Annotated in this window: 26 protein-coding genes; 5 read left to right on the top strand and 21 right to left on the bottom strand. The window is 67.1% G+C overall.

Features of this window, described 5'->3' with window-relative positions; genetic code table 11:
• Positions 1-170: 170 nt before the first annotated feature.
• The 3 genes from BTH_RS14415 to BTH_RS14410 are packed head-to-tail and all read right to left on the bottom strand — an operon-like array spanning position 171 to position 2782.
• Complete coding sequence (locus BTH_RS14415; protein WP_009893132.1) at positions 171-989, bottom strand: MetQ/NlpA family ABC transporter substrate-binding protein; 819 nt, start codon at positions 987-989, stop codon at positions 171-173.
• Positions 990-1142: a hypothetical protein gene (locus BTH_RS30995; RefSeq protein WP_009902676.1), complete on the bottom strand. Its 153-nt coding sequence runs from the start codon at positions 1140-1142 to the stop codon at positions 990-992.
• The gene (locus tag BTH_RS14410) at positions 1139-2782 is read right to left on the bottom strand and encodes a methyl-accepting chemotaxis protein (protein ID WP_025404064.1); all 1644 of its coding nucleotides are present in this window, start codon (positions 2780-2782) and stop codon (positions 1139-1141) included. Before BTH_RS14410 ends, BTH_RS30995 begins: the two co-directional genes overlap by 4 nt.
• Before the next feature lie 188 nt (positions 2783-2970).
• On the opposite strand from BTH_RS14410, the gene BTH_RS14405 reads away from it, so the two are divergent.
• Positions 2971-3261 carry a YciI family protein gene (locus BTH_RS14405; protein WP_009893137.1) on the top strand — a complete coding sequence of 97 codons (291 nt, stop codon included), beginning with the start codon at positions 2971-2973 and terminating at the stop codon, positions 3259-3261.
• Positions 3262-3342: 81 nt separating this feature from the next.
• On the opposite strand, the gene BTH_RS14400 is transcribed toward BTH_RS14405, so the two are convergent.
• The 5 genes from BTH_RS14400 to BTH_RS14380 all read right to left on the bottom strand — a co-directional run bounded on the left by BTH_RS14400 (position 3343) and on the right by BTH_RS14380 (position 7467).
• Positions 3343-3960 (bottom strand): SCO family protein, encoded by a 618-nt coding sequence (locus BTH_RS14400; RefSeq protein ID WP_009893139.1) that lies wholly within the window; start codon positions 3958-3960, stop codon positions 3343-3345.
• A gap of 19 nt (positions 3961-3979) precedes the next feature.
• Complete coding sequence (cyoE, locus tag BTH_RS14395) at positions 3980-4882, bottom strand: heme o synthase (RefSeq protein WP_009893141.1); 903 nt, start codon at positions 4880-4882, stop codon at positions 3980-3982.
• Positions 4883-4894: 12 nt separating this feature from the next.
• Positions 4895-6004, bottom strand: a complete 1110-nt coding sequence (locus BTH_RS14390; protein WP_009893143.1) for a COX15/CtaA family protein — start codon at positions 6002-6004, stop codon at positions 4895-4897.
• Positions 6005-6047: 43 nt separating this feature from the next.
• Complete coding sequence (locus BTH_RS14385) at positions 6048-6689, bottom strand: SCO family protein (protein WP_025369622.1); 642 nt, start codon at positions 6687-6689, stop codon at positions 6048-6050.
• Between the two features lie 64 nt (positions 6690-6753).
• The gene (locus BTH_RS14380) at positions 6754-7467 is read right to left on the bottom strand and encodes an SURF1 family protein (RefSeq protein WP_009893146.1); all 714 of its coding nucleotides are present in this window, start codon (positions 7465-7467) and stop codon (positions 6754-6756) included.
• Positions 7468-7554: 87 nt separating this feature from the next.
• Between BTH_RS14380 and BTH_RS14375 the strand changes: the two genes are divergently transcribed.
• Positions 7555-7764, top strand: coding sequence for a twin transmembrane helix small protein (locus BTH_RS14375; RefSeq protein WP_004200193.1), 210 nt, complete (start codon positions 7555-7557; stop codon positions 7762-7764).
• A gap of 161 nt (positions 7765-7925) precedes the next feature.
• Here BTH_RS14375 and BTH_RS14370 read toward each other — a convergent pair whose 3' ends face one another.
• The 8 genes from BTH_RS14370 to BTH_RS14335 form a co-directional block, all read right to left on the bottom strand.
• Entirely contained in the window at positions 7926-8783 is an 858-nt protein-coding gene (locus BTH_RS14370) for a cytochrome c oxidase subunit 3 (RefSeq protein WP_009893148.1), read from the bottom strand.
• A 133-nt stretch (positions 8784-8916) separates the two neighbouring features.
• The gene (locus BTH_RS14365; protein WP_009893150.1) at positions 8917-9120 is read right to left on the bottom strand and encodes a DUF2970 domain-containing protein; all 204 of its coding nucleotides are present in this window, start codon (positions 9118-9120) and stop codon (positions 8917-8919) included.
• A gap of 16 nt (positions 9121-9136) precedes the next feature.
• Positions 9137-9742, bottom strand: a complete 606-nt coding sequence (locus BTH_RS14360) for a cytochrome c oxidase assembly protein (protein ID WP_009893152.1) — start codon at positions 9740-9742, stop codon at positions 9137-9139.
• Between the two features lie 21 nt (positions 9743-9763).
• Complete coding sequence (locus BTH_RS14355; protein WP_009908417.1) at positions 9764-9904, bottom strand: cytochrome oxidase small assembly protein; 141 nt, start codon at positions 9902-9904, stop codon at positions 9764-9766.
• Positions 9905-9972: 68 nt separating this feature from the next.
• On the bottom strand, positions 9973-11580 hold the full coding sequence (gene ctaD, locus BTH_RS14350; protein WP_009893155.1) for a cytochrome c oxidase subunit I: 1608 nt from the start codon (positions 11578-11580) through the stop codon (positions 9973-9975).
• A gap of 43 nt (positions 11581-11623) precedes the next feature.
• A complete protein-coding gene (gene coxB / locus BTH_RS14345; RefSeq protein ID WP_011401767.1) occupies positions 11624-13201 on the bottom strand; it encodes a cytochrome c oxidase subunit II in 1578 nt (525 codons plus the stop codon).
• 49 nt (positions 13202-13250) lie between these two features.
• The gene (locus BTH_RS14340) at positions 13251-13727 is read right to left on the bottom strand and encodes a DUF2244 domain-containing protein (RefSeq protein WP_009893159.1); all 477 of its coding nucleotides are present in this window, start codon (positions 13725-13727) and stop codon (positions 13251-13253) included.
• Positions 13728-13962: 235 nt separating this feature from the next.
• Positions 13963-14928 carry a methyltransferase domain-containing protein gene (locus BTH_RS14335; protein WP_025988551.1) on the bottom strand — a complete coding sequence of 322 codons (966 nt, stop codon included), beginning with the start codon at positions 14926-14928 and terminating at the stop codon, positions 13963-13965.
• A gap of 83 nt (positions 14929-15011) precedes the next feature.
• On the opposite strand from BTH_RS14335, the gene BTH_RS14330 reads away from it, so the two are divergent.
• Entirely contained in the window at positions 15012-15779 is a 768-nt protein-coding gene (locus BTH_RS14330; RefSeq protein WP_009893161.1) for a ComF family protein, read from the top strand.
• Positions 15780-15830: 51 nt separating this feature from the next.
• Positions 15831-16301, top strand: a complete 471-nt coding sequence (trmL, locus tag BTH_RS14325) for a tRNA (uridine(34)/cytosine(34)/5-carboxymethylaminomethyluridine(34)-2'-O)-methyltransferase TrmL (RefSeq protein WP_009893162.1) — start codon at positions 15831-15833, stop codon at positions 16299-16301.
• A 12-nt stretch (positions 16302-16313) separates the two neighbouring features.
• Here the strand turns inward: trmL and BTH_RS14320 are convergent, their stop codons facing one another.
• The 5 genes from BTH_RS14320 to BTH_RS14300 form a co-directional block, all read right to left on the bottom strand.
• Positions 16314-16847: an O-acetyl-ADP-ribose deacetylase gene (locus tag BTH_RS14320; RefSeq protein WP_011401764.1), complete on the bottom strand. Its 534-nt coding sequence runs from the start codon at positions 16845-16847 to the stop codon at positions 16314-16316.
• A 143-nt stretch (positions 16848-16990) separates the two neighbouring features.
• Positions 16991-17989, bottom strand: coding sequence for an NAD(P)H-dependent glycerol-3-phosphate dehydrogenase (locus BTH_RS14315; protein WP_009893164.1), 999 nt, complete (start codon positions 17987-17989; stop codon positions 16991-16993).
• 25 nt (positions 17990-18014) lie between these two features.
• On the bottom strand, positions 18015-18488 hold the full coding sequence (gene secB, locus BTH_RS14310; protein WP_009893165.1) for a protein-export chaperone SecB: 474 nt from the start codon (positions 18486-18488) through the stop codon (positions 18015-18017).
• A gap of 117 nt (positions 18489-18605) precedes the next feature.
• Positions 18606-18866 (bottom strand): glutaredoxin 3, encoded by a 261-nt coding sequence (gene grxC, locus BTH_RS14305; RefSeq protein ID WP_009893167.1) that lies wholly within the window; start codon positions 18864-18866, stop codon positions 18606-18608.
• Positions 18867-18877: 11 nt separating this feature from the next.
• Complete coding sequence (locus BTH_RS14300) at positions 18878-19285, bottom strand: rhodanese-like domain-containing protein (RefSeq protein WP_006024417.1); 408 nt, start codon at positions 19283-19285, stop codon at positions 18878-18880.
• A gap of 133 nt (positions 19286-19418) precedes the next feature.
• Here BTH_RS14300 and gpmA point away from each other — a divergent pair, with 133 nt between their 5' ends.
• The gene (gene gpmA / locus BTH_RS14295; RefSeq protein ID WP_009893170.1) at positions 19419-20171 is read left to right on the top strand and encodes a 2,3-diphosphoglycerate-dependent phosphoglycerate mutase; all 753 of its coding nucleotides are present in this window, start codon (positions 19419-19421) and stop codon (positions 20169-20171) included.
• The last annotated feature ends 144 nt before the right edge of the window (positions 20172-20315 follow it).

The raw sequence follows: 20315 nt of genomic DNA, 5'->3' as shown, positions 1-20315 counted from the left end.
CGGGCGCGGCGGCAAGCGTCTGAGGATACCATTTCCCCAGACTATTCAATATTTCGGGACAGTACCGAGAGCGCCGCGCCGGCGATCCGCCCGATGCGCGGCCGAAAACAAAAAGGCCCGCGCGATGCGCGGGCCTTCCCTCCTGCGATTCGAGCCGAACCGGGCGGCGCTCAGAACGACGCGACCATCGAGCCCTTGAACTGCTTCGCGATGAACTCCTTCACTTCCGGCGACTGGTACGCCTTCACGAGCTTCCTCACCCACGGCTGATCCTTGTCCTTCGCGCGGACCGCGATCAGGTTCGCGTACGGGCTCGTCAGCGATTCGAGCGCGATCGCGTCCTTGGTCGGCTGCAGGTTCGCGGCGAGCGCGTAGTTCGTGTTGATCACGGCCGCGTCGACGTCCGACAGCACGCGCGGCAATTGCGCGGCGTCGAGCTCGGTCAGCTTCAGCTTCTTCGGATTCTCGGCGACGTCGAGCACGGTCGCGTTGTTGCCGCCCGTGCCGGCGCCCGCCTTCAGCTTGATCACGCCCTGCGTCTGCAGCAGCAGCAGCGCGCGGTTCTCGTTCGACGGATCGTTCGGCAGCGCGACCTTCGCGCCCGCCGGCAGATCCTTCAGCGACTTGAACTTCTTCGAATAGACGCCGATCGGCGAGATGTACGTGAGGCCCGCGCTCACGATCTTGTATCCGCGCTGCTTCACCTGGCTGTCGAGGTACGGCTGATGCTGGAAGCTGTTCGCGTCGAGGTCGCCCGCGTCGAGCGCCGCGTTCGGCTGCACGTAGTCGTTGAACTCGATGACCTTCACGTTGAGGCCCTGCTTTTCCTTCGCGACCTTCTGGACGACTTGCCAGACCTGCGCGTCGGGGCCAGCGACCGTGCCCACCTTGATCACCTTGTCCTGCGCTTGCGCGCCGACGGAAACGGAAAGGGCGGCGGCGCCGGCCGCGACCGCGGAGACAACTTTCAGGAGAGTGCGACGCTTCATCTATTTCTCGCTTGCTTGCAGAACCATCCAGGCTCGATAAAGGGGGCGCGACGGCCTGACCGGCCGGGCCGCGCTGACGAAAGCGCAGATGGTGTCACAAGATCGCAAGGCTGTGAAATACATCCCGCTCATATAGGTATGGGAATGCGTCATGCGAGCGCCGGCTCGACGCGCCCGGACGAAGCGGCCGCATTCGGGCCGCCGCTCGCCGCCGCGCCCGCCGCCGTACCGCCGTCAGCCGCGCCGTCGCCGACCTGGAACGCGCTCACCGATTCGCGCAGCCGCGCCGCCTGCTCCTGGAGCGACGACGCGGCGGCGGCCGCCTCCTCGACGAGCGCCGCGTTCTGCTGCGTCATTTCGTCCATCTGCGTGACCGCGCGGCCGACTTGCGAGATCCCGCTCGACTGCTCCTCGGACGCGGCCGCGATCTCGCCCATGATGTCGGTCACGCGCCGCACCGCCTGCAGGATCTCGGTCATCGTCTCGCCCGCCTGGCCGACGAGCGCCGAGCCGTTGTTCACGCGCTCCACCGACGCGTCGATCAGTTGCTTGATCTCCTTCGCCGCCGTCGCGCTGCGCTGCGCGAGCGAGCGCACCTCGCCCGCGACGACCGCGAAGCCGCGGCCCTGCTCGCCCGCGCGCGCCGCCTCGACGGCCGCGTTCAGCGCGAGGATGTTGGTCTGGAACGCGATGCCGTCGATCACGCCGATGATGTCGGCAATCTTCTGCGAGCTGTCGTTGATCTCGCCCATCGTGCCGATCACGCGGCTCACGACATCGTTGCCCTTCAACGCGATCTCGGACGCGTTGTTCGCGAGCCCGCTCGCCTGCCGCGCGTTCTCGGCGTTCTGCTTGACGGTGGCCGTCAGCTCTTCCATGCTCGCCGCGGTCTCCTCGAGCGACGCGGCCTGCTGCTCGGTGCGCTGCGACAGATCGTGGTTGCCCGACGCGATCTCGTGGCTCGCGGCCGCGATCGATTCGGCCGCCCGGCGGATGCCGCCGATCGTCGACTGCAGGCGGCCCTGCATGTCGCGCATCGCGGCCATCATGCTCGTCCTGTCGCCCGCGCGCACCGCGACGGGCCGCGTCAGGTCGCCCGCCGCGATCCGCGCGGCGAGCGACGCCGCTTCGTCCGGCTCGCCGCCCAGGCTCGCGCGCACGTTGCGGATGATGACGAGCATCGCCGCCGTGATCACGAGGCCGATCACGAACACCACCGCGAGGTGGCTGACGAGCGTCTCGTAGTAGACGGTATCGATGTCCTTCAGGAACACGCCGCTCGAGATGTTCCAGTCCCAAGGCGCGAAGCGCGTCACGTAGCTGATCTTCGGCACCGCGGTCTCGCTGTGCGGCAGCCGCCCGCGATATTCGGCGAAGCCGTGCCCGCTCTCCTTCGCCGCGTTCAGGATCGTGACGAAAAGCCGCTTGCCGTCCGGATCGAGATAATCGCCGACCTGCGTGCCGACGAGCTTGGGCAGCGTCGGATGCATCAGCACGACGGGCTTCGAGTCCATCACGAACAAGTAGCCGGAATCACCGTAGCGCATCGCCGCGAGGCGCTCGAGCGCTTCGCGGCGCGCATCCTCGTCGCTCATCTTGCCGCTCTGCGCGAGCGCGTAGTACGCCTTCACGACGCCCGCCGCCGAATCGACGAGATTCGCCATGCCTTCCTTGCGCTCGGCGAGCATCGTCGTGCGCGTCTCGAACGCGCTCCACGCGCCTACCCCCAGCAATCCGACCCATACGAGCGCAAGCGCCAGCCACAGCTTGCGATTCAAGCTCATTCTGTTCATCGTGTGTGCGTTCCCGTGTCGTGTTCGTCGCGCGCCGTCCGCGCCGCGGCCCCGGCCGCGAACGATCGCTGTCGCTATTTACGGCACGCCAGCTTACAACTTGAATGGAAACGCGACGGCGACGTCTGTGCTACAAGAGCGGCTTGGCTGCGGCACGGCGTCGCGGCCCGCATTCCGACGAGGCCTCCATGTACGTGATCGACATCCGCTACACCGCGCCGCTCGAGCGCATCGACGACGCGCTCGAACGCCACCGCGCGTATCTGCAACGCCATTTCGACGCCGGCGTGTTCGTCGCGTGCGGGCCGAAGGTGCCGCGTGACGGCGGCGTGATCCTCGCGGTGCGCATCGAGCGCGACCGGCTCGATGCGATCCTCGAGACCGATCCGTTCGTCACCGAGGGGCTCGTCACGTACACGGTGACCGAATTCAAGACGACGCGCATCGCGCCGGGCGTCAATCTGCCGGCGCTGCCGTAATGAAAAACACCCCGAAGGCCGGACAAACGTCCGGCGCTTCGGGGTGCGTGTCGCAACGGCGCGCGGCCGCGCGCGGCGGCGTCAGTCGAGCAGCAGCTTCAGATCGTGAACCCACGGCCCCGGCCCCTGGCCGTCGCGCACGAACAGGCGCAGCTTGCCGCTCGGGTCGAACACGTAGCTCGCGGCGGTGTGGTCCATCGTATAGCTGCCGGGCGTCTTGCCCGGCACCTTCGCGTAGTAGACGCGGAAGTCCTTCGTCACCTTCTTCAGTTGCGCTTCGTCGGCGGGCCGCAGGCCGACGAACGTCGGATTGAACGCGGGCACGTACTGGCCGAGGATCGCCGCGGTGTCGCGCTCCGGATCGACGGTGACGAACAGCACCTGCACGCGCTTGCCGTCCGGGCCGAGCTGCTGCAGCGCCTGCGACAGCTCCGCCATCGTCGTCGGGCACACGTCCGGGCAGTGCGTATAGCCGAAGAACACGACGACCGCCTTGCCCTTGAATTCGCCGAGCGTGCGGATCTTGCCCGTCGTGTCCGGCAGCGCGAAGTCGCTCGCGAACTGCGAGTTGCCGGTGATGTCGAGATTCTGGAACGCCGGCTGCCGGTTGCAGCCCGCAATCAGCATCGCGCCCGCGAGTGCGCAGGCGAACAGCCAGCCGCGCTGCGCGCGGCGGCGTGCAAACAGGGTTTTGATCATCGGAATCGAACCGTTGGAGTTACATCCCGATCACGGGACGTGCGTAGTGGTCAACCAAAAGCGCAGCGAACAGCAGCGACAGATAGACGATCGAATAGCGGAACGCGCGGCGCGCGAGCGCATCCGAGTAATCGCGATAGATCTTCCACGCGTACGCGAGGAAGATCGCGCCGAGCAGCACCGCGCTCGTCAGGTAGACGGCCCCGCTCATCCCGGAGATGAACGGCATCATCGTGACGGCGAACAGGATCACCGTGTACAGCAGGATGTGCAGCCGCGTGAACTGCTCGCCGTGCGTGACGGGCAGCATCGGCAGGCCGGCGTTCTCGTAGTCCTTGCGGCGATAGAGCGCGAGCACCCAGAAATGCGGCGGCGTCCACACGAAGATGATCAACACGAGAATCCATGCATCGCCCGGCACCGCGCCCGTGACGGCCGCCCAGCCGAGCGCGGGCGGCATCGCGCCCGACGCGCCGCCGATCACGATGTTCTGCGGCGTCATCGGCTTGAGCAGCAGCGTGTAGATCACCGCGTAGCCGACGAACGTCGCGATCGTCAGCCACATCGTCAGCGGATTCGTGAACGTGTAGAGCGTCCACGCGCCGAGCCCGCCCAGCACGGTCGAGAACGCGAGGATCTGCAAGGTCGTGATCTCGCCGCGCGCGGACGGACGCCACGCGGTGCGCCGCATCATCGCGTCGATCTTCTGCTCGACGAGGCAATTGATCGCGAACGCGGAGCCCGCGAGCAGCCCGATGCCGACCGTGCCGCCGAGCAGCACTTTCCACGGCACCATGCCCGGCGTCGCGAGGAACATCCCGATCACCGCGCAGAATACGGCGAGCTGCGTGACGCGAGGCTTCGTCAGCGCCAGATACTGGGAGAGGCGGCTACCGGGCGTATGGGAAAGTGTCGTGTCCATGTACGGTCAACGTCACGCGGGCGCGGCGTCGTGCGCGGGTTGCGCGACGCGGCCGGGACGGCTTGAAAGGATGCGAAAGTTTAGCATGACGACGAGGAGCAACAGGATCGCGGCGCCCCCGTTGTGCGCGACGGCGACGGGCAATGGCCATTGCAGCACGATATTCGTCAACCCCGTGACGAACTGCAGCACGACGACAGCCAGCACGCCGTTCGCCGGCCGCCGCAGCGACGCGAAGCGGCGCATCTTCAGCGCGAACGCGATCAGATACGCGACGACCACGAACGCGAACGTCCGGTGCGTCCAGTGGATCGCGACGAGCGCGTCCTGCGTGATCGCCTCGCCGTCGTTCGTCATCCCGAGCGCGCGCCACAAATGGAAGCCGTTGCGGAAATCCATCGGCGGAATCCACGCGCCGTTGCAGGTCGGGAAATCGGTGCAGGCGAGCACCGCGTAGTTGGTGCTGACCCAGCCGCCAAGCGCGATCTGCGCGACGAGCAGCACGAGCGCCGCGAGCGCCGCCGCGCGGTAGCGGCCCGCGTCGGGCTCGTGCGCGGGCAGCGGCGTCTGCCGCGCGGCGAGCCAGCCGAGCGTGCCGAGCAGCGTCAGGCCGAGCAGCAGGTGGATCGTGACGATCACCGGCTGCAGCTTCATCGTCACGGTCCACGCGCCGAACGCGCCCTGCACGAGAATGAGCAGCAACAGGCTCGTCGGCCACCACGGCGATACGTGAAGCGGCTTGCGGCGCAGCCGCGCGGCCCAAGCGATCACCGTCTGCGCGATGATCAGCACGCCGATCGCCATCGCGAAATAGCGGTGGATCATCTCGATCCATGCCTTCGTCATGCTGACGGGGCCGGTGGGCATTGCCTGATGGGCGGCCGTGATCGCCGCGTGCGCGATGAACGGCGACGACGTGCCGTAGCACCCCGGCCAGTCCGGGCAGCCGAGGCCGGAATCGGTCAGGCGCGTGAAGCCGCCGAACATCACGAGATCGAGCGTGAGGAACGTCGTGATCCAGACGAGCTTGCGGAACTTGTCGTCGTCCGCCTTCACCCACACGTACGACAGCGGCAGCAGCGCGATGCAGAGGCCGATCAGGCCGAGTTGCAGTAGATACATCCGAGTTTCTCTCTTACCCTTTATCGCCGGTCGCAGCCGGCGCTCAACCGATGCTCGACCACTTCAGGAGCTTCGTCACATCCTGCTTGATCTTGCTCGGATCGGGATTCTTCGGGAAACGCATCATCAGGTTGCCGTTCGGGTCGACGAGATACAGGTGATCGGTCACCTGCGTACCCGCGTCGGCGGGCAGCCATGCGGCGACCGCGGCCGGATCGGCGCGCAGCTTGAGCGTGTCCGGATAGGCGTCGGCGATGGCCGCCGGCACGTTCGCCGCGTCGCTCTTGAGCCACACCATCGTGATCCGGTGCCGCTCGCCCGCCTGCGTCGCGCGCACCTGGCGCATGAAGTAGAGCTTCTTCGCGCACGCGTCGCCGCACGCGCCGCTGTCCTCCATCACGAACAGCCATACGCCGCGCAACGATGCGAGCGGCATCGTCTTGCCCGTTTCGTCGACGACGCTCAGATCGGACGGAATCGGCCGCTGCGGCTCGATCAGCGTGCCGTAGTTGGTCGTGCCGCCGCGCGGCTTGATCACGTAATACGTGAGATACGACGCGATCACGGGCGCGGCGCACACGAGCGCGAGCGCGAGCAGCACCCAGCGGCCGCGCTTCCATGAACCGCGCTGCGCGGGTGCCGCTTGCTGGCCGCGTTGCGGCTGCGTCGGTCGGGAAGATTGCATCACCAAAAAGACCTCTTGAAACGATGGACGTCGCGCGGCGCCGCGCGACTCGCCTGCGCCGCGCTCACGCGTCGCCGGATTGCTTTTTCGCCGCGCGCCGCGCGGCATACAGACCGAAGCCGGCGGCGGCCGCCGCCATGCCCCACCACTGGAACATGTAACCGTAATTGCGCTCGACGCCCGTCGTCGGCGCGGGCCAGTCGCGCACGAGCTTGTCGCCGTCGTCGCTCGTCTGCTGAATCACGAACGGCTGCAGCGGCAGCCCTGTTTCCTGCGCATACGCTGCGGCGTCGAGATTCTGACGGATCTTCTGGCGCGCGGCCGACCCGCCCTCGCCGAGCTCGAACGCGCGAGACGCGTTGCCGCGCGCAATGCCCTCGACCGTCACGTCGCCCGCGGGCGTCTCGAACGGCTCGATCGCGGTGCGATCGGCGTAATTGCGCGGCAGCCAGCCGCGGTTCACGAGCACGTAGCCGCCGTTCGCGAGCTTCATCGGCATCACGACGTAGAAGCCCGGCTGGTCGTTATACGGCCGGTTGTCGAGGAACACCGCGAGCTCCGGCATGAAGCGCCCCGTGGCGCGCACGCGATGGAACTCGATGTCCTTCAGCGCGACGGACTCGCGCGGCACGTCGACGGGGTTTGCGCGCTCGTAGCGCGTGATCTGCGCGTCGAGCGCCTCCTTCTGATGCGCGCGGTCGCGCTGCCAGAAACCGAGCCGCACCGTGATCGCGATCACCGCGAGAATCAGCAGCGCAGGCAGCCAGCGAATTCTCATCGCGCCGCTCCCCGGGCGCGACGATCGCCCGACCGAAGTGCGATAATGGTCCTTTCTTCCTCCAACTGCCGGTTACCGGTTAGCTTCATGCACATTCTCGTTCCGATCGCCTTCGTACTCATCATCGCCAGCATGGTGTCGGCGCTGTATTTCATGATGCACGACCGAGGCCATACGAAGCGGATGGTCTGGTCGCTCGCGATGCGGGTCGGGCTGTCGATCTCGCTGTTCCTGTTCATCCTGTTCGCGAACTGGATGGGCTGGATCCATTCGACCGGCATTCCGATCGGCCGCTGATGCGGCATAACGCCGCACGAGAGCCGCCCCTTCAAGCAAAAGCGCCGCCCGACGAAGTCGGGGCGGCGCACCGGTCGGCCTGCGGCCCTTTCGGCGCGCATCGCTGCGCCGACGGAGCCAAGCAAACGGCCCGCGCATCGCTGCGCGGGCCGTTTTCGTTGTTACAGCCAGTAGACGACGACGTACAGGCCGAGCCAGACGACGTCGACGAAGTGCCAATACCACGCGGCGCCTTCGAATGCGAAGTGGTGATCCGGCTTGAAGTGACCGCGGATCATCCGCACCAGCACCACCGCGAGCATCGTGCCGCCCAGGAACACGTGGAAGCCGTGGAAGCCCGTCAGCAGGAAGAACGTCGAGCCGTACACGCCGGAGCCGAGCGTCAGGTTCAGCTCGTTGTACGCGTGGAAGTATTCGAAGCCCTGCAGGAACAGGAAGCAGACGCCGAACACGAGCGTCGCGGCAAGCCACGCGATCGCCTTCTTGCGGTGATCGTCGCGCAGCGCGTGATGCGACACCGTCAGCGTCGCGCCCGACGACAGCAGCAACGCGGTGTTGAGGGTCGGGATCGGCCACGGGCCCATCGTCTTGAAATGGCCGACGAGCGCGCCCGGGCCTTCGTTCGGCCACACGGCGGAAAAGTCCGGCCAGATCAGCTTGTAGTCGAGGCTGCCGAGCTGGTGCATCGCGATTTCGCGCGCATAGAACAGCGCGCCGAAGAACGCGCCGAAGAACATCACTTCGGAGAAGATGAACCAGCTCATGCTCCAGCGGTACGACTTGTCGACCCGCTTGCCGTACATCCCGCCTTCCGACTCGGCGATCGCGTCGCCGAACCAGTGATACAGCACGAACAGCAGCCACAGCAGACCGACGAGCGCCGTGTAAGGCGCCCACGGCTCGCCGTTCACCCACAGCGCGAACGAGCCGAGCATGATCAGCAGGCCGATGGCCGCGCTGATCGGGTGCTGCGACGGGTGCGGCACGAAATAGTACGGGCTCTCGTTTTGACCGGTCATGCTTGATTCTCCACTTCAGTCCAATTTGTTCCGGAACGATCCGGCTTATTTCTGCGGCGGTGCGCGCGGCGCCGCCTCGCTTTGTTTCCGCTCGCGAACGCGCACGGCGGCGCGCCCGCTCGATTCCGCCCCGCTACCCGACGACCGCGTGCACGATCAGGATCAGCACGCCGACGAACACGGCCGCCCCGATCAGCGCGGCGATCAGCACGTGCAGCGGGTTCAGTTGCGTCGCGTCCGCTTCGAGATCGCGCCGCTTGCGTACGCCGAAGAACGACCACATCACCGCCTTGATCGTCTGGACGAACGTGCTCTTGTTGCCCGTTCCGCTCACCACCGTCGCCTCCTCAATGTCACGCGGCGGGCTTCGCCGCGGCGCCGCCCGCCTGCCCCGCCGCGCCCTTCACCGCTGGCGCGGGCGTGTTCAGCTCGAAGAACGTGTACGACAGCGTGATCGTCTTCACGTCCTTCGGCAGCTTCGGATCGATCACGAATACGACCGGCATGTCGCGCGTCTCGTTCGCCGCGAGCGTCTGTTGCGTGAAGCAGAAGCACTCGATCTTCTTGAAGAACTCGGTGGCCTGCTTCGGCGCGTAGCTCGGGATCGCCTGCGCGACCACCGTCCTGCCCTGCCCGTTCGTCACTTCGTACACGACCGTCGTCAACTCGCCCGGATGCACGTCGATGCTGCTGCGCTGCGGTTTGAAGCCGAGCGGCCCGCGTGCGTTCGCGTCGAGCTCGATCGACACCGTCCGGGTGTAATCGATCTGCGTGTTCTTCGCCTCCCGCTCGCTGACGTCGCGCTGCAGCAGGTTATTGATGCCGGTGACCTGGCAGATCGCGCGGTACATCGGCACCAGCGCGAAGCCGAAACCGAACATCAGTCCCGCCACGACGATGAGCTTCACGAGCATCGACCGGTTGAACGCGCGATCGACGTTCGCGTCGGACTTCGACATCTGGACTTCCTCAATACTGCGTCAGGACGTGGACGCAATCCACTGCCGGACGACGGCACCCACAAAGAAAACGGCGACGACGATGAGCAGGATCAAGAGCAGCCGCTTGTTGCCCGCGCGAATCTCGGCGGACGTTCGTCTTTTTTGTGAATTCCGGGTCATGCGAATTTTTTCGTTCCGGTTTGCGCCGCCCGCGTCGTGCGACACGGGCGGCGAACGCCGTCAAACCATTATTCGACCGTCGGCGGATGCTCGAACGTGTGGAACGGAGCCGGGCTCGGCACCGTCCACTCGAGGCCCGTCGCGCCGTCCCACGGCTTGTCGGATGCGCGCTCGAGCTCGCCGCCGCCGCGATACGCGGGCAGCACGATCGCGAACAGGAAGTACACCTGCGCGAGGCCGAAGCCGAATGCGCCGATCGTCGCGAGCTGGTTGAAATCGGTGAACTGCGCCGGGTAGTCCGCATAGCGGCGCGGCATGCCCGCGAGACCGACGAAGTGCATCGGGAAGAACGTGATGTTGAAGAAGATCATCGACGCCCAGAAGTGGATCTTCCCGCGCGTCTCGTTGTACATCCAGCCGGTCCACTTCGGCGCCCAGTAATACCACCCGGCGAAGAGCGCGAACAGCGAGCCCGCGACGAGCACGTAGTGGAAGTGGGCGACGACGAAGTACGTGCCGTGGTACTGGATGTCGAGCGGCGCCATCGCGAGCATCAGGCCCGTGAAGCCGCCCATCGTGAACACGAACAGGAAGCCGATCGCGAACAGCATCGGCGTCTCGAACGTGAGCGAGCCGCGCCACATCGTCGCGAGCCAGTTGAACACCTTCACGCCCGTCGGCACCGCGATCAGCATCGTCGCGTACATGAAGAACAGCTGGCCCGTCACCGGCATGCCGGTGACGAACATGTGGTGCGCCCAGACCATGAACGACAGGATCGCGATCGACGCCGTCGCGTACACCATCGAGCTGTAGCCGAACAGGGGCTTGCGCGAGAACGCCGGGATCACCTGCGACACGATCCCGAACGCCGGCAGAATCATGATGTACACCTCGGGGTGGCCGAAGAACCAGAAGATGTGCTGGTACATCACCGGATCGCCGCCGCCCGCCGCGTTGAAGAACGACGTGCCGAAGTGGCGGTCGAACAGCACCATCGTGATCGCGCCCGCCAGAACCGGCATCACGGCGATCAGCAGATAGGCCGTGATCAGCCACGTCCACGCGAACATCGGCATCTTCATCAGCGTCATGCCCGGCGCGCGCATGTTCAGGATCGTCACGACGATGTTGATCCCGCCCATGATCGACGACGCGCCCATGATGTGCACCGCGAAGATCGCGAAGTCCATGCCCGGACCCATCTGCGTCGACAGCGGCGCGTACAGCGTCCAGCCGGCGGCCGTCGCGCCGCCCGGCGCGAAGAACGAGCCGACAAGCAGCACCGCAGCCACCGGCAGCAGCCAGAAGCTGAAGTTGTTCATCCGCGCGAACGCCATGTCCGACGCGCCGATCTGCAGCGGGATCATCCAGTTCGCGAAGCCGACGAAGGCCGGCATGATCGCGCCGAACACCATGATGAGGCCGTGCATCGTCGTGAGCTGATTGAAGAACTCGGGCCGCATGATCTGCAGGCCCGGCTCGAACAGCTCGGCGCGAATCGCGAGCGCCATCACGCCGCCCGACAGGAACATGATGAACGAGAACAGCAGGTACAGCGTACCGATATCCTTGTGGTTGGTGGCGAACAGCCAGCGCCGCCAGCCGTGCGGGGTTTCGTGCGCGTGGTCGTCGTGCGCGTGGCCCGCGGCTACGTCGTGCCCGATGCTAGACATGAGAATCTCCTAATGCGAATACGTCGACAAACACAGCGACACGTCAAGCCGCCGGGCCGATCTCGACCCGCCGGGCTTCCTTCGCGTCCGCCCCGCCCGTGATCGTTTCCGGCTTCTTCAGAATGATGCGGTCCTCTGCAACGCCGGCCGTCTTCAGCGCATCGCGCACGATCTGCGCGCGGCGCTTGGCCAGTGCGGCGTTCGCGTCGGCCGAGCCCGTCTTGTCGGTGAAGCCCGACAACGCGAGCTTCGCGTCCGGATGCGCCTTCACGTATTCGGCCGCCGCGGCGATCGCGTCCTTCGCGTCCGCCGGCAGCTCGCTCTTGCCCGTCTCGAAATAGATTGCCGCCGGCAGCGTCCGTGCCTGCGTCTGCGCGGCCGCGCCCGAGGCATCCGCCGCCGGCGCCGCCGCGCCGCCGTCCGCCTGCTGCGCGTCAGCCGGCAGCTTGCCGTTGCGCGCGTCGGCCACCTGCTTCGGCTGCAGCGAATCGCCCTTGTGATTGCCCCACGAGTTGCGCTCGTACGTGATCACCGACGCGATGTCGAGATCCGACAGCGACGCCCACGACGGCATCGCGCCCTTGCCCTTGAGCACCTGCTCGAGGTGGCCCGCGATCGGGCCGTTGACGATCTTGCCGCCGTCGAGCGCGGGGAACGCGCCGACGCCCTTGCCGTTCGGCTGGTGGCACACCGCGCAGTTCGCCTTGTAGACTTCCTCGCCGTGCGCCATCAGTTCGGCGCGCGTATATACCTTGTTCGGATCGACCGCGCCCGCGGCGAGCTTCGCCTTCTGCGCGCTCACCCACTTCGCGTAGTCGTCGTCCGACAGCACCTCGACGACGACCGGCATGTACGCGTGCTCCTTGCCGCAGAGCTCCGTGCAGAAGCCGCGGTAGGTGCCGACCTTATCGGCCTTGAACCAGGTATCGCGCACGAAGCCCGGAATCGCGTCCTGCTTCACGCCGAACGCGGGCACGTACCACGAGTGGACGACGTCGTTCGCGGTCGTGATCACGCGGATCTTCTTGTTGACCGGCACGACGAGCGGGTGATCGACTTCCTGCAGATAGGTGTCGCTGATCGGCTGCTGGCCGTTCACTTCGGCGCGCGGCGTCGACAGCGTGGACAGGAAGCTGATGCCTTCGCCCGGGCCCTTCACGTAGTCGTAGCCCCACTTCCACTGGTAGCCGGTGACCTTGACCGTGAGATCGGCGTTCGTCGTGTCCTTCATCGCGACGACGGCCTTCGTGGCGGGCAGCGCCATCAGCACGACGATGATGAACGGCACGATCGTCCAGATGATTTCGACGGTGGTGCTTTCGTGGAAATTGGCGGCCTTGTGGCCTTTCGACTTACGGTGCGCGAAGATCGAATAGAACATCACGCCGAACACGCCGACGAAGATCACCGTGCAGAGGATCAGCATCATCGTGTGAAGGTCGTAGAGCTCCTCGGCGATCTTCGTCACGGGCTGCTGGAGATTGATCTCGTTGACGCGGGGGCCGCCCGGGCTGTCGCCCACCGCCAGAGCGGCGCCGGACAAGAGCAAACCGCTGCATGCCAGCACGCCCGTGAGGGCTCGCTTGATTGTTTTCATAGCTTCCTTACCCAAAATTTCCATTCAAACCCTCCCCCGTCGCAGGCCGCCCGCGTCACGCCCGCCGCCTCGTTCAGCCGCAGCGCGAAAGCGAGGCGCGCAGCTCGCGCGCGAACTGCGCGCGCCGGTATTGCGCGAGGTGCTGCCCGACCACGACGGACTCTCCGCGCGACACCAGCTTGATGGGATCGCGCGGCGACGCACCCGGCTCGACCCGCACCCAGCGCGGATTCAATTCGATCTGCGTCAGCCGCTCCGCGCTCATCCGCTCGATGACGAGCCGGTGAGGAAACAGCCGGATGCGTTCGTAATCGACTGCATGGCGCGCGTAGATGGCAAACGCGACGCCCACCGCCAGCAACTCGATCCCGGTGAAAGGCAGCACGAGCCACGCTCCGCGCCACAGCAACAGGACCGCGATCAACAGCGAAAACGCCGCGAGCGACACATAGAACGCCACGAACTGGCGCGGAGACACCGAACAGTTGCGCTTCATCAGCCAGTCCGCGAGGACCGGCTCGGCGTCGTGCAACCCGTTCGCTGCTTCCATCGCTGCCTCTCGCGAATGGCGTTTGATGCTTGCCCGCATCGGGCCGGCCGCCCTGTATTGTGAGGACCCCCAGGACGACAAACTGTCGCATTATAGGCGGGTTCAAAGTCATCCACAAGCAAACGGCCATCGCCCGGCGAGCCAAGCGCGACAAGCTTCCCGGCCGTTTTAGGAGGCTTTTCCCAGCGTTCCTCGGCCGTTAATTTCCGGCATAACGAAACCCCTCTTTACCGCGTCACGAACGCTTCGGCCGCCCTTTGCCGATGTCCTGCACGCGCACGATGCTGAAGCCCTCCGCCGTCATGCGCGGCGCCGCCTTCCATGCATGCCCATAGATCACTTCGTACGTGAGCGGAATCGTTCCGTCGTCGCGCCGGCGCGCCTCGAGCGCATCGTGCAGCGCCGCGTGCAGGCGGCGCGACGCATGGCCCGACGCTTCGCGCTCGAACGGATACGCGCCGAGACGGCGCACGTCGGCGAGCAGCGAACCGGCGGACTTGTACGTGACGGTCAGCGTCTCCTGGTCCATCACCGGAATCTCGAAGCCGCTCTCGACAAGCATGTCGCCGAGGTCGTGCATGTCGACGAAGTCAATCACGCGCGCGACGGCGCGTGTGTCGCCCGTCGCGGCGGCCGCGTCCGCGCACGCGGCGCGCAACTCGCGCAGCGTGTCGGGGCCGAGCGTGCTGAACATCAGCAGCCCGTCGACACGCAGCACGCGGTGCCATTCGGGAAACACGAGATCGGGACGCGCGTGCCAATGCAGAGCGAAGTTGGACCAGAGCAGATCGAACGCATCGCTCGCGAACGGCAAAGCGGAGAAGTCGGCTTGCGCGACGCGCGGCCCGCGGTGGCCGAGCGCCTTCGTGAGCGTCGCGGGCAGGAACCGGCGCCAGCTCGTCTCGACCGTGTCGCGCGCAGCCGCGCGCGCGAGCATCCCGCCCGACGCGTCGACGCCGAACACGGGCGCCTCGGGAAAGCGCGCGCGCAACAGCGGCAGGTCGTCGCCCGTGCCGCAGCCCGCATCGAGCACGCCCGACGGATTCACCTTGATGTAGTCGAGACGCTCGCGCATCCGCTGCGCGATCTCGCGCGGCAGGAACGACACGGCGTCGAACGCGGCGGCGCGGCGGTCGAAGATCCGCCGCAAGCGCCGCGGATCGTAGGCCGGACGGCCGGTTTTTGCGGAAGCTGGGGACATGTCGGGCACACTGGCGAAGAGCCCGAAGTATACTCGCTCGCTTCGCGCCATTCAGCGAAGCGGCCCTCCGCAGGAGCCCGGCAATGACGAATCCGGCCATATTGCGCCGCAACATACGCGCGGCGGCGGCGCGCGTGGGCATTGTCCTGGCACGCTTTTCCGCTGCCGCGTTGCCGAACCGCTGCGCACTGTGCGGCAATTTGTCACATAGGACGATTTGCGACTGTTGCGACGACGCCTATTGGAATGAGGCGCGGCTGCGCTGTCCGCGCTGCGCGCTGCCGCTGCCCGGCGCGCGCGGGGCGATGCGCTACCGCTGCGGCGCATGCGCGAGGATGCCGCCGCGGTTCGACGCGACGCTCGCGCTCGCCGACTATCGCGCGCCGCTCGACAGCCTCGCGCTCGACCTGAAGTTTCGCGCACGGCTCGCGCTTGGCCGCGAATTCGGCGAGCGCCTCGCGCGGCTCGCGACGGACGCGCTCGACGGCGCGCCGCCGCTCGACGTGATCGCGCCCGTGCCGCTCGCGCGGCGCCGGCTCGCCGAACGCGGCTACAACCAGGCGTGGGCGATCGCGCGGCCGCTCGCACGCGCGCTGAAGGTGCGCGCCGACGCGACGCTCATCGCGCGCGTGGCCGACACCGCGCCGCAGTCGCGGCTTGCGCTCGACGCGCGGCGCGCGAACGTCGCGGCGGCGTTCGACGTCGCGCGCCCGGTCGCGGGGTGGCATATCGGCGTCGTCGACGATGTGATGACGTCGGGCGCGACGCTCGATGCGCTCGCGCGCAAACTGAAGGATGCGGGCGCGCGGCGCGTGACGAATTTTGTCGCGCTGCGCACCGCGAAGGATTGACGGCGCACTCGCCACACGCGTTCACACGCACTTCACCCATCGAATCCAAACATGTTCAACGTCGTTCTCGTCGAGCCCGAAATTCCGCCGAACACCGGCAACGTGATCAGGCTGTGCGCCAACACGGGCGCGCGACTGCATTTGATCGAGCCGCTCGGCTTTCCGCTCGACGACGCGAAGATGCGGCGCGCGGGGCTCGACTATCACGAATACGCGCAAATGCACGTGCATCGCGACTGGGACGCGTTCGTCGCCGCCGAAGCGCCCGATCCCGCGCGGACGTTCGCGTTCACCACGCGCGGCTCGGGCCGCTTCCACGATCGCGCGTTCGAGCCGGGCGACTGGTTCGTGTTCGGTTCGGAGACGCGCGGGCTCACGCCAGCGCTCGTCGAGCGCTTCGCGCCCGAGCAGCGCGTGCGGCTGCCGATGCGGCCCGGCAATCGCAGCCTCAATCTGTCGAACACGGTCGCGGTCGTCGTGTTCGAGGCGTGGCGGCAGGCGGGGTTCGAAGGCGGGGCTTGAACGGACGCGCACTCAAACACGCGCGAGCGCCGCGCGATAAAGATCGAGCATCTCGTCGGAAAAGCACGCGAATACGACGCGCTCGAATCGTGCATCGGCCAGTTCGCCCGCGAGCGCGCCGGTCACGGTACGCACCGCGATCGCGGTCGCGTCGCCTGGCGGAAAGCGATACGCGCCGCAACTGATCGCCGGAAACGCGATCGACGTGCAGCCGGCGCCGGCCGCGACTTCGAGCGAGCGCCGGTAGCACGACGCGAGCAGCTCGGCCTCGCCGCGCTTGCCGCCGTGCCAGACCGGGCCGACCGTGTGGATCACGTATTTCGCAGGCAAGCGATAGCCTCGCGTGAGCTTCGCGTCGCCCGTCGCGCAGCCGCCGAGCGTCGCGCATTCCTTCACGAGCTCGGGCCCCGCCGCGCGGTGGATCGCGCCGTCGACGCCGCCGCCGCCCAGCAGCGACGCATTGGCCGCATTGACGATCGCATCGAGCGCGAGCGTCGTGATGTCGACGACGCGCGCTTCGACCGACGTCGAACCGATGTTCGGCATGATGCCCTCCACCGAGTTGATCGCGATGCGCACAGCGTACGCTCACGCGCCGCCGGTCGCACTGAACGCGCGAACGCGGGCGCGCCGCGCAGCGCGCCCGCGTTCGTTCGATTCGGATTGGATTCGATCCGGCTCGACGGACCCTATTCGGCCTTCGCGTCCCGCCGCAGCAGGCCGCTCACCGCGTCGCGCGGCGCGACGCCGTCGAACAGCACCGCGCATACCGCCTCGGTGATCGGCATGTCGACGCCGCGCTCGCGCGCGATCGACAGCACCGCGCGCGCGCACCGCACGCCTTCGGCCACGTGGCCGAGCGCGGCCAGAATGTCGTCGAGCGAGCGGCCGGCCGCGAGCTGCAGGCCGACGGTCCGGTTGCGCGACAGATCGCCCGTCGCCGTGAGGATCAGGTCGCCCAGGCCCGTGAGGCCCGTGAACGTCTCCGCGCGGCCGCCGAGCGCGACGCCCAGACGCGACATCTCCGCGAGCCCGCGCGTAACGAGCGCCGCGCGCGCGTTGAGGCCGAGGCCCAAGCCGTCGGCGATGCCCGTCGCGATCGCAAGCACGTTCTTCACCGCGCCGCCGACCTCGACGCCGACGACGTCGTCGCCCGTATAGATGCGCATCGCGCCGTGATGGAACGCGGCGAGCGTGCGCCCGCGGCATGCGGCCGACGCGCTCGCAACCGTCAGCGCGACGGGCAGCCCCTGCGCGACTTCGCGCGCGAAGCTCGGGCCCGACAGCACGCCGTAGCTCGCGTGATCCGGCAGTTCCTCGGCGACCATCTGATGCGGCAGCAGCCGCGTGTCGGCCTCGAAGCCCTTGCAGACCCACACGAAGTGGGCGGGCACGCGGCCCGCATCGCGCATCGCGCGGCACAGCGCGCGCAAGCCGGCCACGGGCGCGGCGATCACGCAGAGCGCGTCGTCCGCCTGCGCGTGCGACAGCGCCGCCGTGAGATCGGCCTCGTAGCGCAATGCGGGCGGCAGCGCGACGCCGTCCAGGTAGCGGACGTTCTCGCGCCGCGCGGCAAGCTCGGCGACGAGCGCCGCGTCGCGCGCCCAGAGCAGCGTGTCGTGCCGCGCGGCGAGATGCGCCGCGAGCGCGGTGCCCCACGCGCCGGCGCCGAGAACAGCGACTTTCATGCTCAGCACCGGTCGTCGTTCATACTCAGTTCAGCGTCGTGCCGTTCGGCGCGCCGCCTTGCTGCTGCGCGATCTCGGCCAAGCGCTGCTCGTACAGCGCCTGGAAGTTGATCTCCGCGAGATGGATGGGCGGAAAGCCCGCGCGCGTGATCGAATCGGCGATGTTCGAGCGCAGGTACGGGAACAGGATCGTCGGGCACGCGATGCCGCAAAGCGGATCGATCTGCTCGGCGGGGATGTTGCGGATGTCGAAAATGCCAGCCTGCTTCGCCTCGACGAGAAACGCGACCTTCTCGCGCACCTTCGCGGTGACGGTGCCCGCGACGACGATCTCGTAGACGGTGTCGGCGAGACGCTCGGCCTTCACGTCGACCTCGACTTCAACGGCGGGCATCTCCTGCTCGAGGAAGATCGCGGGCGAATTCGGCTGCTCGAGCGACAGATCCTTCAGGTAAATGCGCTGGATGTTGAAGAACGGTTGGTTTTCGACGTCGGACATGGTGGCTCCCTAAAAATGATTTCGCGGCGGCCGGAACCCTCCGGCACGCCCGGTGCGATCGTGCTTGGACCGCGCGCCGCCCGCAAGACGGCGGCCGCGCGGATGGCTTGCGCCTTGTCAGGCGGCTTCGAGAAGCGGCTTCAGGCCGCCTTCGCGGTCGAGCTTCGACAAATCGTCGTAGCCGCCGACGTGCGTGTCGCCGATATAGATTTGCGGCACGGTGCGGCGGCCGGTGCGCTCCATCATTTCCGCGCGGCGCTCCGGCTCCTTGTCGATCAGCACCTTCTCGACGTGCTCGACGCCGCGCAGCTTGAGGAGCCGCTCGGCCTGCATGCAATACGGGCACACCTGCGTGCTGTACATGACCACTTTGTTCACTTCGCCACTCCTTATTTGACGACCGGCATGCCGGCCTGCTGCCATGCGGCGACGCCGCCCTGCAGCACATGGACGTCCTGGTAGCCCGCTTCCTCGACGATCTTGCGCGCTTTTTGCGACTGCTGACCGTTCTGGCACACGAGCAGCACGGGCGTGGCCTTGTTCTTCGACAACTGGCCGGCCTTCGCCTGCAATTCGCCGAACTCGACGGAGCGCGCGGACGGCAGGTGACCCGCGCCGTACTCGGCCGCCGGCCGCAGATCGACGACGACCGCGTTGCGGCGGTTGATCAGTTGGGTCGCCTCCGCGGCGGACAGGCCGCCGCCGCCGCGCCGCAGCGCGGGCCACGCGAGCAGGCCGCCGGAAACCACCAGGATCGCGATGAGCGCGAGGTTCGTGTAATCGGTGAAGAACGTCACGGAAAATCCGCCGAAAAAGAGAAATCGGAAAGGGCAATCCCGCCATTATAAAATAACCGTCTGACGCGATGTCGCCCCAGAGCCGGGTCCGCATCCGTGCTTACCGCTTCCTCACCACCGACCGCAAGCATCTATGTACAAGCTCGTTCTCATCCGCCACGGCGAATCGACCTGGAACAAGGAAAACCGCTTCACCGGCTGGGTCGACGTCGACCTGACCGAACAAGGCAACAGCGAAGCCCGGCAGGCCGGGCTGCTCCTGAAGGAAGCCGGCTACACGTTCGATATCGCATACACGTCGGTGCTCAAGCGCGCGATCCGCACGCTCTGGCACGTTCAGGACCAGATGGATCTGATGTACGTGCCCGTCGTCCATTCGTGGCGGCTGAACGAGCGTCATTACGGCGCGCTGTCGGGCCTGAACAAGGCTGAGACGGCCGCGAAGTACGGCGACGAGCAGGTGCTCGTCTGGCGCCGCAGCTACGACACGCCGCCGCCCGCGCTCGAGCCGACCGACGAGCGCGCGCCATACGGCGATCCGCGCTACGCGAAGGTGCCGCGCGAGCAACTCCCGCTCACCGAGTGCCTGAAGGACACGGTCGCGCGCGTGCTGCCGCTGTGGAACGAATCGATCGCGCCCGCGGTGAAGGCCGGCAAGCAGGTGCTGATCGCCGCGCACGGCAACTCGATCCGCGCGCTGGTCAAGTATCTCGACGGCATTTCGGACGCGGACATCGTCGGCCTGAACATTCCGAACGGCGTGCCGCTCGTCTACGAGCTCGACGCGAACCTCACGCCCATCCGGCACTACTACCTCGGCGACCCGGAAGCGATCGCGAAGGCGCAGGCCGCCGTCGCGCAGCAGGGCAAGGCGTCCGCGGCGTAATCCGCCCCGCCGCCCCGCGCGCCGCGCGAACCTGTTTCGCGCGGCGCTGTCTGAACCTAGCCGGCGCTCCCCGTTTCGTCCCGATCCACAAGGCGTCCGGACGAACAGTTATACTTGACCGTCCTGTGACCGTCCCGTTGCTCC

Source organism: Burkholderia thailandensis E264, assembly GCF_000012365.1.
Taxonomy (GTDB): Bacteria; Pseudomonadota; Gammaproteobacteria; order Burkholderiales; family Burkholderiaceae; genus Burkholderia; species Burkholderia thailandensis.
Note: the sequence above shows the minus strand (reverse complement) of the source record. Positions and strands in the feature narration are given on the sequence as shown.